General features: G+C 73.1%; 14 protein-coding genes. 6 read left to right on the top strand and 8 right to left on the bottom strand.

Going from position 1 to position 12,356, the window contains the following annotated elements:
- Positions 1–4 precede the first annotated feature (4 nt).
- The 3 genes from SOY78_RS10225 to SOY78_RS10215 all read right to left on the bottom strand — a co-directional run bounded on the left by SOY78_RS10225 (position 5) and on the right by SOY78_RS10215 (position 1,938).
- Positions 5–643 carry a GPP34 family phosphoprotein gene (locus tag SOY78_RS10225; RefSeq protein WP_141843357.1) on the bottom strand — a complete coding sequence of 213 codons (639 nt, stop codon included), beginning with the start codon at positions 641–643 and terminating at the stop codon, positions 5–7.
- Positions 644–739: 96 nt separating this feature from the next.
- Positions 740–1,234 (bottom strand): transcription elongation factor GreA, encoded by a 495-nt coding sequence (gene greA / locus SOY78_RS10220; protein ID WP_060973861.1) that lies wholly within the window; start codon positions 1,232–1,234, stop codon positions 740–742.
- 257 nt (positions 1,235–1,491) lie between these two features.
- Positions 1,492–1,938 carry a DUF4307 domain-containing protein gene (locus SOY78_RS10215; RefSeq protein WP_002856530.1) on the bottom strand — a complete coding sequence of 149 codons (447 nt, stop codon included), beginning with the start codon at positions 1,936–1,938 and terminating at the stop codon, positions 1,492–1,494.
- A 115-nt stretch (positions 1,939–2,053) separates the two neighbouring features.
- Here SOY78_RS10215 and mca point away from each other — a divergent pair, with 115 nt between their 5' ends.
- Both mca and SOY78_RS10205 read left to right on the top strand, forming a co-directional pair.
- Positions 2,054–3,046 carry a mycothiol conjugate amidase Mca gene (gene mca / locus SOY78_RS10210; protein WP_141843359.1) on the top strand — a complete coding sequence of 331 codons (993 nt, stop codon included), beginning with the start codon at positions 2,054–2,056 and terminating at the stop codon, positions 3,044–3,046.
- Between the two features lie 48 nt (positions 3,047–3,094).
- Entirely contained in the window at positions 3,095–3,499 is a 405-nt protein-coding gene (locus SOY78_RS10205) for a hypothetical protein (protein WP_036384966.1), read from the top strand.
- Between the two features lie 156 nt (positions 3,500–3,655).
- On the opposite strand, the gene trhA is transcribed toward SOY78_RS10205, so the two are convergent.
- Positions 3,656–4,375: a PAQR family membrane homeostasis protein TrhA gene (trhA, locus tag SOY78_RS10200; protein WP_216880151.1), complete on the bottom strand. Its 720-nt coding sequence runs from the start codon at positions 4,373–4,375 to the stop codon at positions 3,656–3,658.
- Positions 4,376–4,480: 105 nt separating this feature from the next.
- Here trhA and SOY78_RS10195 point away from each other — a divergent pair, with 105 nt between their 5' ends.
- Positions 4,481–5,254: an isoprenyl transferase gene (locus tag SOY78_RS10195; RefSeq protein WP_036339992.1), complete on the top strand. Its 774-nt coding sequence runs from the start codon at positions 4,481–4,483 to the stop codon at positions 5,252–5,254.
- On the opposite strand, the gene SOY78_RS10190 is transcribed toward SOY78_RS10195, so the two are convergent.
- The gene (locus SOY78_RS10190) at positions 5,233–5,880 is read right to left on the bottom strand and encodes a rhomboid family intramembrane serine protease (RefSeq protein WP_036384964.1); all 648 of its coding nucleotides are present in this window, start codon (positions 5,878–5,880) and stop codon (positions 5,233–5,235) included. The genes SOY78_RS10195 and SOY78_RS10190 overlap by 22 nt on opposite strands.
- 221 nt (positions 5,881–6,101) lie before the next feature.
- Between SOY78_RS10190 and SOY78_RS10185 the strand changes: the two genes are divergently transcribed.
- Positions 6,102–7,556 carry a PhoH family protein gene (locus tag SOY78_RS10185; RefSeq protein WP_036384963.1) on the top strand — a complete coding sequence of 485 codons (1,455 nt, stop codon included), beginning with the start codon at positions 6,102–6,104 and terminating at the stop codon, positions 7,554–7,556.
- Between the two features lie 333 nt (positions 7,557–7,889).
- Positions 7,890–8,393, top strand: a complete 504-nt coding sequence (locus SOY78_RS10180) for a prepilin peptidase (RefSeq protein WP_036384962.1) — start codon at positions 7,890–7,892, stop codon at positions 8,391–8,393.
- Positions 8,394–8,483: 90 nt separating this feature from the next.
- Here SOY78_RS10180 and SOY78_RS10175 read toward each other — a convergent pair whose 3' ends face one another.
- Genes SOY78_RS10175 through SOY78_RS10165 form a run of 3 tightly spaced genes read right to left on the bottom strand, consistent with a single transcriptional unit; the run spans position 8,484 to position 11,219 of the window.
- Positions 8,484–9,905, bottom strand: coding sequence for a class II fumarate hydratase (locus SOY78_RS10175; RefSeq protein WP_324701529.1), 1,422 nt, complete (start codon positions 9,903–9,905; stop codon positions 8,484–8,486).
- Positions 9,906–9,960: 55 nt separating this feature from the next.
- Entirely contained in the window at positions 9,961–10,632 is a 672-nt protein-coding gene (locus SOY78_RS10170) for a carbonic anhydrase (RefSeq protein ID WP_036384960.1), read from the bottom strand.
- Positions 10,629–11,219: a DUF4245 domain-containing protein gene (locus SOY78_RS10165; RefSeq protein WP_036384959.1), complete on the bottom strand. Its 591-nt coding sequence runs from the start codon at positions 11,217–11,219 to the stop codon at positions 10,629–10,631. Before SOY78_RS10165 ends, SOY78_RS10170 begins: the two co-directional genes overlap by 4 nt.
- 107 nt (positions 11,220–11,326) lie before the next feature.
- Between SOY78_RS10165 and glpX the strand changes: the two genes are divergently transcribed.
- Positions 11,327–12,349, top strand: a complete 1,023-nt coding sequence (glpX, locus tag SOY78_RS10160) for a class II fructose-bisphosphatase (RefSeq protein WP_010079310.1) — start codon at positions 11,327–11,329, stop codon at positions 12,347–12,349.
- Positions 12,350–12,356: the final 7 nt, after the last annotated feature.

The following is a 12,356-nucleotide window of genomic DNA, read 5'->3' as shown; positions in this document are numbered from 1 at the left end:
CGGCTCAGGCCGCGGAGCCGGCGGCGGCCGCGGTGACGGTGCCGCAGGTCCCGCCCACCGCGCGGCGCACGGCCTGGACCAGGAGGTCCTCGCGCGTCAGCGCCTCGATGCGGCGGACCATCTCGCGGCGGTCGTAGCGCTCGTGGGCGCCCGGCAGCAGGCGTCGGGCCAGGTTGAGGTGCTGCAGCACGCCGAGCAGGAGCACGTCCTCGTCGGAGGGCTCGGCCTCGTCCAGGACCACGGCGGTCAGGTGCGCGAGCAGCTCGGCGCGTTCGGTGCCCCGGGGGACGTGCCGGGTGGCCAGGAAGGCCTTGCGCTCGGTGAGGCGGCCGGTCTCGGTCAGATGGGCGACGACGGCCTTGCGCAGATCCGGCTTGCCGGCCGCCACGGTGGACACGAGCGGTCGGCCGGCCAGGGCGTCGACCTGTGCGAGGGAGGAGTCCAGGACGGGGTCGCCGGTGGTGCCGGCCGCGGTCACGAGCACGCGGGCCCGGTCCACGGGGACGTCCTCGAGGGTCACGATCCCGGCGGAGCGGTGGTCGGCCAGCGCGGCGGCCGCAAGGGCCACGCGGTGGTGGGATTGGCTCTCGGAGAGCCCGTCCTCGCGGGTGAGCAGCAGGTGCGCCTTCTCGACGGTCAGCATGGGGCCAGAGTAGCAACGGGGGCGCGGTGGGACCCGGGACGGACGACGGCCGCGGCCCCTGGAGGGGACCGCGGCCGTCGTCGGAGCCGGGGTCGGTCAGCCGGAGTAGGGCTGGACGTCCTTGACCTCGACCTTGATGTCCTTGCCGTTCGGGGCGGTGTAGGAGACCTTGTCGCCCTTCTTGGCACCGTTGATGGCCTCGCCGAGCGGGGAGCGCTCGGAGTAGACCTCGAGCGACTCGTCGTCCGCGGCGATCTCGCGGTTGCCGAAGAGGAACGTCATCTCGTCGCCGGCGACGACGGCGGTCACCACGGTGCCCGGGTGCACGGCGCCGTCGTTCTCGGCGGCCTCGCCGACGCGGGCGGTCTCGAGCAGGTGCTTCAGCTCCGCGATGCGGCCCTCGTTCTTGGACTGCTCCTCGCGGGCGGCGTGGTAGCCGCCGTTCTCCTTGAGGTCGCCCTCATCGCGCGCGGCCTCGATGCGCTCGATGATCTCCTGGCGGCCGGGGCCGGAGATGTACTCGAGCTCCTTGGAGAGGCGGTCGTACGCCTCCTGGGTCAGCCACGGGGCGTCGGACTGGCTGGTGGTCATGCTCTGTTCCGCCTTTCTGTCTCGGGTGATGCGGAGTCCGGGGCGCGGCGCACCGCATCCGGTGCGCGATCCGCGTCCGGCGGACGCGCCCGCATGCGAAAGACCCCGCCGATCAGGAGGACGCGCGTGACCCGAGGGCTCCGTGCGACGCCTGCCTGACTCACCGGCGGGGCGGGAATGCTCCGACGAGTCTATCCGGGCGGCGTGCGTCACACCAAAGGCGGCCGCTACGCCGAGGGCGGAGCGGCCGGGAGGGCTCAGACCTTGCGGCAGGTCTCGACAACGCCGGAGTCGCCCCGCACCACGGTGCGCACGTCCACGGTGTAGCGCTGCTGCGCGTCCGAGGGGGAGTCCCGTCGGTCGGCCGGCAGGGTCTCCAGGCGGACGGTGCGGAAGCCGACGGGGGCGGCGTGGGAGTCGGTGACGAGCACATCGCACTCGGCCTGCACGCCCTCCGGGACCGAGGCCTGGAAGGTGACGGTCGCGTGGCCGTCGTCCTCGATGGTGAAGCCGACGTCCTTGTACTCGATGGCGCCCACGGACATGTTCAGGCCGATCCACACGGACAGCAGCACGGCCACGACCAGCCCGAGACCGCCGAGGCCCGCCCACAGCCGACGACGGCCCGGACGCGTGTGGTCCGTGCCGTACCGGTTGGCTAATGTGGGGTCCTGCGCGCGGACCGCGGGGGCGTGGTGAGACATCCCCTCCACCCTAGCCGCTGCCCGCCGCCGGAGGCCGATGACGACGTCGGCCTGGACCCCTCACGCCGCCGCCCCCGCGGCGGCCCTGCCATCCGGACAGGAGTGTGCGATCCCCGTGACCGATCAGACCCCCCAGGCCCAGCCCGCCGCAGGCACCGCCCTGCCGCCCTCCACCGGGCTGCGTCTCATGGCGGTGCACGCCCACCCGGACGACGAGTCCTCGAAGGGGGCCGGCACGATGGCCGCCTACGCGGCGGCCGGGGCCGAGGTCATGGTCGTCACGTGCACCGGCGGCGAGGCCGGCACCCTGCTCAACCCGTCGTTCGGGGACACCACCCGGGCGGACCGGGACATCGCGGCCGTGCGCCGCGAGGAGATGGCCGAGGCCGCGCGCATCCTCGGCGTCCGGCACGCCTGGCTCGGCTTCCTCGACTCGGGCCTGCCCGAGGGGGATCCGCTGCCCGCCCTCCCGGCGAACTGCTTCGCCGAGGTCCCGCTCCAGGATGCGGCGACCCCGCTGATCTCGCTCGTGCGCCGGTTCCGCCCGCACGTGCTCATCTCCTACGACGAGGTCGGCGGCTACCCGCACCCGGACCACCTGCAGGCCCACGCCGTGACGATGGAGGCCTACCGGGCCGCCGGCCTCGCGGACGAGTACCCCGAGGCCGGGCCCGCGTGGGAGGTCTCGAAGGTCTACTACGACTGCGGGTTCAACCCGCGGAAGTTCCGCACGATGGCCGCGGTGGCCGAGGCCGACGGCGAGGACGTGCCGTTCGCCCGACGCCTGATGATGTTCGACGCGATGGACGCGATGCGCGAGGTGCTGCGCCGCCGTGAAGCCGGGGAGGACGTGCCCGACCCGGAGGTCATCCCGCCGTGGGTCACCGCGGACCACGACGTCACCACCCAGGTGGACGTCACCGGCTTCCTCGACGAGCGCGACGCCGCCCTGCGGGCGCACCGCACGCAGATCGACCCCGACGGCATGTTCTTCGACGCCCCCCACGACCTGCAGCGGCGCGCCTGGCCGTGGGAGGATTTCGCGCTGATCGACTCGCGCGTGCCCTCCGAGCTGCCGGAGCACGACCTCTTCGCCGGCCTGCGCTGAGCCGCCCCGGCTCGGGCCGTGCAGCCGGGGCCGGTAGAGTGGGGCGGCGTGACACCCCTGTCTGGCCTTCCCCTCGTCCTCACCGCGCTCGCGGCCGCGAGCCCCGCGCCGGTGCCCGCCGTCCCGGAGCCGACGCTGCGCCCCGGGCTCGAGGAGGCGGAGGTCACCCCCGGCATCGAGGGGTTCCTGTTCACCGCGCTCATGGTGGTCATGGCGATCATCGTCCTCCGCGTCATGGTCCGCTCGGTGCGCCGCGTCCAGCAGCGGTCCCCGGAGGCCGAGGCCATGCTCGTGGAGCGCCATCAGCAGCACCTGCCGGACGAGGTCCGCGCGGGCGGCGAGCACCTAGACGCGGACTCCGAGGACCGGCTGCGCCGCCTGCAGGAGAAGTACCCCGGCTACCTCCAGGAGCCGGCCCCGGAGCCCCAGGCCCCGGACACCGGACGCGACTGACCGTCGTCGGGCCCGTGCACGCCCGAGATTCGGCGCCGGAGACTCCACGCCCGAACCCTTGAGGCCCGCAGACGCGCCGCTACGGCATGGACGTAGCGGCGCGTCTGCGGGCCTCGGCGCTGCCCGGCGGGGCGCAGACCCCCGTCCCTGCCGCGCTCAGGCGACGAGGAGCACCGCCCGGTAGATGGCGACGGCGTGGCACACGAAGCCGGCCACCGTGAAGGCGTGGAACAGCTCGTGGAAGCCGAACCACTCGCGGTGGATCGTGGGGGCCTGCAGTGCGTAGAAGACCGCGCCCGTGATGTACGCGACGCCGCCGGCCACGATCAGCCACCCCGCCGCCGCATCCGCGGCGAAGAAGTCGCCCAGGTACAGCAGCGCCGCCAGCCCGAGCACCACGTACACCGGCGTGTAGAGCCAGCGCGGCGCGTCCGTCCACAGCATCCGGAACGCGACGCCGGCCACGGCCCCCACCCACACCAGGGTGAGCAGCACCCGCGCCCGGTCCGGAGCCAGCAGGGCCAGGGAGAGCGGCGTGTAGGTGCCGGCGATGACCAGCATGATGTTCGTGTGGTCCAGCCGCTTGAGGACACGGGAGACCACCTCGTTCCACTGCACCAGGTGGTACGTCGCCGAGACCGCGAACAGCAGCAGGCCCGTCACGGCGTAGACCGCGCTGGCCCACCGCAGCGTCCCGGTCGGCGCGAGCGCGATGAGCACGATGCCGGCCGCGAGCGTCAGCGGCGCCATGACCGCGTGGATCCAGCCGCGCAGTCGGGGCTTGTACAGCGGATGGTCGGGGTCGCGGATGCGCTCGATGCGCCAGCGCAGGCGACGGGCGGCGTCGGTCTCGCGGAGGGGTGTCACAGGGTCCATGCCTCCATTGTCGTCGGTCGGCCCGGGGCCGGCGCACGGGATGGTCGCTGTGTGCCGCGCGCGTATCCTGGAGGCTCGCAGGACCGTCCGAGAGGGGAGCGCGCCGTGGGTCGACCCGAGGCCTTCTACCGCCTGTACGAGCGGCGGCTGACGCGCGGCCTGGACCCGGAGCGCCTGCCCCGGCACATCGGCGTGCTGGTGGACGGCAACCGTCGCTGGGCCCGCGCGTTCGGGGCGTCCACGCAGCAGGGCCACCAGGCCGGAGCCGAGCGCATCCTCGACTTCATCGGCTGGTGCGACGAGGCCGGCATCCCCGTGGTCACGCTCTACATGCTCTCCACCGAGAACCTGCGGCGTCCGGCGGAGGAGCTCGCCCCGCTCCTGGAGATCATCCAGACGACGGCGGAGCGCCTCGCCCAGCCGGCCGAGGGCCGCGCCCCCGTCTGCGTGCAGCCGGTCGGCGCGGTGGACCTGCTCCCCGAGCCCATGGCGCGACGGCTCGCCGAGGTGGCCGAACAGACCAAGGACCACGACGGCGTGCACGTGAACGTGGCCGTGGGCTACGGGGGCCGCCAGGAGATCCTCGACGCCGTGCGCGAGCTGCTGCGGGACGAGCACGCCCTGGGCCACAGCGCGGCGGAGGTGGCCGAGTCCGTCACCGTCGAGCAGATCGCGGACCGGCTCTACACGCGCGGCCAGCCGGACCCGGACCTGGTCATCCGCACGTCCGGGGAGCAGCGGCTCTCCGGGTTCCTGCTCTGGCAGTCCGCGTACTCGGAGTTCTACTTCTGCGAGGCCATGTGGCCCGCGTTCCGCAAGGTCGACTTCCTGCGTGCCCTGCGCGACTACGGCAGCCGTCAGCGCCGGTTCGGCACCTGACGGTCGGCGCGGCCCCACCACAGGCCCAGCAGCACCCCGACGACGGCCCCGGCCAGGTGGCCGGTCCACGAGATGCCGGGTGCCGGCAGCAGGCCGATCAGGCTCGAGCCCAGGTGCGTGAGCGCGACGAGCACGGAGACGACGACCGCCCCGATCCGTCGCACCGCGATCCCGTAGACGATCAGGAACGCGATCAGCGCGTACACGATCCCGGAGGCGCCGATGTGCACGCCCGGGGTGCCGATCACCCAGGTCAGCAGGCCCGAGCCCAGCCAGGCGCAGACGAGCAGGGCCACCGGTCGGCGCGAGACCAGGGCGGCCAGCGGACCGAGGACGAGCAGCGCCGTCGTGTTGCCGATCAGGTGGGCCCAGCCGGCGTGCAGCACGGGGGAGAACAGGACCCCGTCGAGACCGTCGAGGCGTCGGGGGATCAGGCCCACGCCGGGGATGATCACCCGGCCGAGGAAGATCAGCACGACCTGCGCGACCCACATGGCCGCGATCAGCACGGCGGTGGGCGCGACGGCGCCCAGCAGGCGGCCGCCGGCGCGCTCGGCCAGGGTCGGGGCGGGGGCCGGGCCGCCCGGCCGATCGGGCAGGCCGGGGGACGGGCGGTGCATGCTCATGGGCCCTCCTGGGGACGGGGAGCGGGCGGCCGTCGGGACGTCGGCGGCGCGTCTCCAGTGTAGGGAGCGCGGGACGTCGGGGCCGTGGCGGGGCTCGGACGGACCGTCACCGCGACTTCATCCCGGGTTCACCGTGCCGGGACCCGGCGGACGACGCCGCTTCCTAGCGTGGCCCGTGGGCGGACCCCCGCACGCACGGTTCACCGGCACAGGAGGCAGACATGGTGGCAGAGCTCGTGGAGCACGCGCAGACCCGGCAGGAGCCGCCGAGGCCGAACCGGCCGGGCCAGGCGCGTGCCGAGGCGGGGCCGGCGGAGGCGACCGGCCTGCGGACCTACGTGGTGGACACGTCCGTGCTGCTCTCGGACCCGCGCGCCCTGCTGCACTTCGCCGAGCACGAGGTGGTCCTGCCGCTCGTGGTGGTCTCGGAGCTCGAGGCCAAGCGCGCCGACCCCGACCTCGGCTACTACGCGCGCACGGCCCTGCGCCTGCTCGACGACCTGCGCGGCCGCCACGGCGCGCTGGACCAGCCCGTGCCGATCACCCCCGAGGGCGGCACGCTGCGGATCGAACTGAACCACGTGTCCGTGGACGTGCTGCCCCTGGGCATCCGCGGCACGGACAACGACTCCCGCATCCTCGCCGTCGCGAAGGCGCTCGCGGACGAGGGCGCCACGGTCACGGTTGTGTCCAAGGACCTGCCGATGCGCGTGAAGGCGGCGGCCATGGGCCTCGCCGCGGACGAGTACCGCCACGAGCTCGTGCGTGACTCGGGCTGGCGCGGCACCGTCTCCCTCAGCGTGGCGCAGGAGCGGCTGGACGCCCTCTACGACGACGGCGAGGTCGACCTGGCCGGCGTCCCGCTGGGGACCCTGACCGGCACGGGCGTCGAGACCGGGCCGGAGGAGGCCCCGGCCGAGGCGGACCGCCTGCCGATCAACACGGGGCTGGTGCTCACCGCGCCCCGGGGCTCCGCTCTGGCCCGGGTCGGCGAGGGCGGCCGAGCCTGCCTGGTGCGCGGGGACCGCGACGTGTTCGGCCTGCACGGCCGCTCCGCCGAGCAGCGGCTGGCCATCGAGCTGCTGACGGATCCGAGCGTGGGCATCGTCTCCCTCGGCGGCCGCGCGGGCACCGGCAAGTCCGCGCTGGCGCTGTGCGCGGGCCTCGACGCCGTGATGGAGCGCCGCGAGCACCGCAGGGTGGTCGTGTTCCGCCCGCTGTACGCCGTCGGCGGCCAGGACCTGGGCTACCTGCCCGGCTCCGAGGGCGACAAGATGGGCCCGTGGGCGCAGGCCGTGTTCGACACCCTGGGCGCGCTCGTCTCCCCGTCCGTGGTGGACGAGGTGGTGGACCGCGGGATGCTGGAGATCCTGCCGCTGACGCACATCCGCGGCCGCTCGCTGCACGATGCGTGGGTGATCGTGGACGAGGCGCAGTCGCTCGAGCGGAACGTGCTGCTCACGGTGCTGAGCCGGATGGGCCGCAACTCGAAGGTGGTGCTGACCCACGACGTCGCCCAGCGGGACAACCTGCGCGTGGGCCGGCACGACGGCATCGCGGCCGTGGTGGAGCGCCTCAAGGGCCACCCGCTGTTCGGGCACGTGACGCTGACCCGTTCCGAGCGCTCGCCGATCGCCGCGCTGGTCACGGACCTGCTGGAGGAGGGCCGAGCCTGAGCCGGGCATGAAAAAGGGGCCGCTGCCGAAGCAGCGGCCCCCGGCGGGGGTGCTCGGCCCCGCGGAGGGGGGATGGGGGACCGAGGAAGCCCGCCACCATGGCCCCTTTGAAACGGGATTGAGGCCATGGGGTCTGTGTGAGCCCCGTACGTCCATCAGACGGCCGGAAGCTCGTGACTTCAGAGTAGACCCGTGCGGGGGGGGTCGTCGCAATGGGCGGCTCCGGTTGCGCTGTGGGCAGAACACCGGGTGGCCGGACCGTGAACGCGAGGTGGCCGGATCGCCCTGTGGACGGCGACCCGGCGTGTGCGCCGTCCGGCCTAGGCTGGGCGCATGAGCGGGGTGGGATGGGCGTGGGCGCACGGTGCGCCGGCGACGGCGGTGCTGTGGTCCCTGGGACTGGTGTGGTTCGCGGTGTGCACGGGCGTGCTCGTGCGCACGGACCTGCGCGAGCACCGGCTGCCGAACCGATGGACGCTGCGGCTGGCGCTGGGCGGGTTGACGATGATGACCGGGGGAGCGCTGCTGGCGGGCCGGGGTGACCTGGCCCTCTGCAGCCTGCTGGGCGGTCTCGGCTACACCGTGGCCATGCTCGCGCTGCACGTGCTCAGCCGCGGCGGCCTCGGGATGGGCGACGTGAAGCTGGCCGGCGGGCTGGGCGTGTACACGGGGGCGCTCGGCCCGACGGCGGTGCTCGCCGCCGGGGTGGGCGCGATCCTGCTCGGCGGAGTGGTGGCGGGGCTGCTGGTGCTCGCGGGTCGGGCGACGGGGCAGACGGCGCTGCCGTTCGGACCGGCGATGGTGGCGGCGGCCACCGGAGTGCTGGTGCTGGCGTGAACGTCGGACGGCCGCCCTCCGCACGGGAGGACGGCCGCTCGTCGTCGTGGTCCGGGAGGCGGCGTCGCGCCGCTCACCGAATCCGCAGGATCACTCCGGGTGGGTCATGGACATGGTGTCCAGGGCCTTGTCCAGCTGCTCCTCGGTGACCTCGCCGCGCTCGACGTAGCCGAGGTCCACGACGGCCTCGCGCACGGTCATCTTGTTCGCGACGGCGTGCTTGGCGATCTTGGCGGCGGCCTCGTAGCCGATCACCTTGTTCAGCGGGGTCACGATGGACGGCGAGGCACCGGCGAGGAAGGCGCAGCGCTCCTCGTTGGCCTCGATGCCGTCGATCATCTTGTCCGCCATGACGCGCGTCGTGTTGGCCAGCAGGCGGATCGACTCGAGCAGGTTGGCGGCCATCACCGGGATGCCCACGTTGAGCTCGAACGCGCCGTTGGTGGAGGACAGGGCGACGGTGGTGTCGTTGCCGATGACCTGGGCGCACACCATGATCGCGGCCTCGCAGATCACGGGGTTGACCTTGCCCGGCATGATCGAGGAGCCCGGCTGCAGGTCCGGGAGGGCGATCTCGCCGAGGCCGGTGTTCGGGCCGGAGCCCATCCACCGCAGGTTGTTGTTGATCTTCATGATCGAGTACGCGATGTTCCGCAGCTGACCGGAGGCCTCCACGAGGCCGTCACGGTTGGCCTGGGCCTCGAAGTGGTTGCGGGCCTCGGTCAGCGGCAGGCGGGTCTCCTCGGCGAGCAGCTCGATCACGCGGGCGGAGAAGCCCTGGGGCGTGTTGATGCCGGTGCCCACGGCGGTGCCGCCGAGCGGGACCTCGGCCACGCGGGGCAGCGCGCACTGGATGCGCTCGATGCCGTAGCGGACCTGCGCGGCGTAGCCGCCGAACTCCTGGCCCAGGGTCACCGGGGTGGCGTCCATGAGGTGGGTGCGGCCGGACTTCACGATGCCGGCGAAGTCCTCCGCCTTCTTCTCGAGGGAGACGGCCAGATGGTCCAGCGCCGGGACGAGGTTGTTCACGAGGGCGGCGGTGACGGCCACGTGCACGGAGGTCGGGAACACGTCGTTCGAGGACTGGGAGGCGTTGACGTGGTCGTTGGGGTGCACCTCGTCCTCGGAGCCGGCCTCCTTCAGGGCGCGGGTGGCGAGGGTGGCGAGCACCTCGTTGGTGTTCATGTTCGAGGAGGTGCCGGAGCCGGTCTGGAACACGTCGATCGGGAACTGGTCGTCGTGGTCGCCGGCGATGACCTGGTCCGCGGCGGCGACGATGGCGTCCGCGCGCTCCTGCGAGATGATGCCCAGCTCGGCGTTCGCCTTGGCCGCGGCCTTCTTGACCTGCGCGAGGGCGTGGATGTGGGCGGGCTCGAGGCCCTTGCCGGAGATCGGGAAGTTCTCCACGGCGCGCTGGGTCTGCGCACGGTAGAGGGCGTCCACCGGCACCTTCACCTCGCCCATGGTGTCGTGCTCGATGCGGAACTGCTGATCGGTGTTCTCTGCGGTCATGGTCACATCCTAGGACGGCGCGGGCGCCCGGTGCCGCACCGGACGCCCGACGTCGTCAGACCGCCAGGTCGCCGTGCACGCGGCCCGGTCGCGCGGTGCCCTCGGACAGCGAGTAGGTGAGCCCGACGACGGCGGTGCGCCCCGACTCGACGGCCGCGCGGACGGACTGCGAGGTCTCCAAGAGGTGGTCGCAGGTCTGGTCCACGTGCTCGGCCACGAACTCGTCGACCTCCTCCAGACCGCGGCGGCGCCCCGCCAGCACGGACGGGATGATGCGCTCCACGAGGGGGCGCACGAAGCCGCGCGGCATGGTGCCGGAGATGTAGGACTCGACCGTCGCCGTGACGGCGCCGCACGAATTGTGGCCCAGGACGATGACGAGCGGGATCTCCAGCACGTCCACGCCGTACTCGATGGAGCCCAGCACGGCGTCGTCGATCACGTGGCCGGCCGTGCGCACCACGAACACGTCGCCGAGGCCCAGGTCGAAGATGATCTCGGCCGCCAGGCGCGAGTCGGCGCAGCCGAAGATCACGGCGACCGGGGCCTGACCGGCGGTCAGGTCGCTGCGCCGCTCCGCGTTCTGGTTCGGGTGGCTCGGCTCGCCCGCCACGAAGCGGCGGTTGCCCTCGGCGAGGACCTCCCACGCCTCAGCAGGAGTGAGGCCGGAGGTGGGGACGACGACGTCGGGGGTCGGCGTCGTCTCGGGGCGGGTGTGGGGGGTCATCGGGTCTCCTTCGCGACGCCGTGGGCCAGGTCTTCGAGGACGGCGTGGTCGCCGGTGGTGGTCAGCACCACGGTGCTGCCGTCCACCTCCGCCACGAGCCGTCGCTCCGGCTTCGTCGGATCGGCGTGGAGGTCCCACGCGATCCCGTCGATCTCGATCGTCTCCGACGTCGGGACCTGGTCCACCCGCAGGCTCACCCAGGTGGGGTCGACGTCCTCGGCCTGCTGCAGGCCCGCGAACACCGTGTCCGTGACCACCCAGCCGACGTCCCACGTGGAGACGCCGTCCAGCTTCTGCAGGCGGGCGTAGTTGGCATACCAGGACTCCGGCACCTCGGGCGCCAGGGCCGGCAGGTCGCCGTCGTCGTGGGGGACCGTGGCGGCCTCGGCGGCGACGTCGACGCGGTCCTCACGGGGCCGCTGCGGCGGCTCCGGGTTGAGCAGGAGGACCACGGCCACGATCGCCAGCAGAGCCGCCAGGGAGAGCACCATGGCCATCCACGGCTGCCGGGCCCGCTGCGCCTGCGTGGCGGTCAGGACGGGACGGGGGGCGGGGGCGTGGGGGTCGGCGGAGCTCACGGTCAGCATTGTGCCACCCACGGGAGGCCGCCCCCGTAGGATGAGGACCGGGGCAGAGCCGCCCTCACGCCCCGTCTCGTGCGGACGGAGCGCCGCGAGCAAGGATCGGAGCAGCGATGACCAGCGCGTCCTCGGAGAAGACCGGCTACGAGAATCACGTCCCGGACCGCAACCTGGCCATGGAGTTGGTGCGGGTGACCGAGGCGGCGGCCATCGCCGCGAGCCCCTGGGTGGGCTACGGGGACAAGAACAAGGCGGACGGCGCCGCGGTGGACGCGATGCGCGCGTTCATGGACACCGTGGCCATGGACGGCACCGTGGTGATCGGCGAGGGCGAGAAGGACGAGGCCCCCATGCTGTTCAACGGCGAGCAGGTCGGCGACGGCTCCGGCGCCGCCGTGGACGTGGCCGTGGACCCGATCGACGGCACCCGCCTGACCGCCATGGGCTACAACAACGCGCTCTCCGTCTTCGCGGTGGCCGAGCGCGGCACCATGTTCGACCCGTCGGCCGTGTTCTACATGGACAAGCTCGTGGTGGGCCCCGAGGCCGCCGACTTCGTGGACATGCGCCTGCCGGTGAAGCAGAACGTGAACCTCGTGGCCAAGGCCCTGGACAAGCCCGTTTCCCAGGTGACCGTGTGCGTGCTGGACCGCCCCCGCCACGAGGGCCTGGTCAAGGAGATCCGCCAGGCCGGCGCCCGCGTGAAGTTCATCCTGGACGGCGACGTCGCCGGCGCCATCGCCGCCGCCCGCCCGGGCACCGGCGTGGACATGATGATGGGCATCGGCGGCACCCCGGAGGGCATCGTCACCGCGTGCGCGATCAAGGCCACCGGCGGCATCATCCAGGGCCGCCTGGCCCCCACCGACGACGCCGAGAAGCAGAAGGCCCTCGACGCCGGCCTCGACCTCGACGCGGTGCTGACCACGAACGAGCTGGTCACCTCCGACCACTGCTACTTCGCGGCCACCGGCATCACCGACGGCGACCTGCTGCGCGGTGTGCGCTTCGCCGACGGCCGCGTGCACACGCAGTCCATCGTGATGCGCTCGTCGTCCGGCACGGTCCGCACCGTGGACGCCGAGCACGACGTGAAGAAGTGGTCCAAGTGGCTGGGGGACCGCGACGCCCGCTGAGCCCGCG

Origin of the sequence: Micrococcus sp. HOU01 (assembly GCF_035609305.1) — a bacterium.
Classification (GTDB): Bacteria; Actinomycetota; Actinomycetes; order Actinomycetales; family Micrococcaceae; genus Micrococcus; species Micrococcus luteus.
Note: the sequence above shows the minus strand (reverse complement) of the source record. Positions and strands in the feature narration are given on the sequence as shown.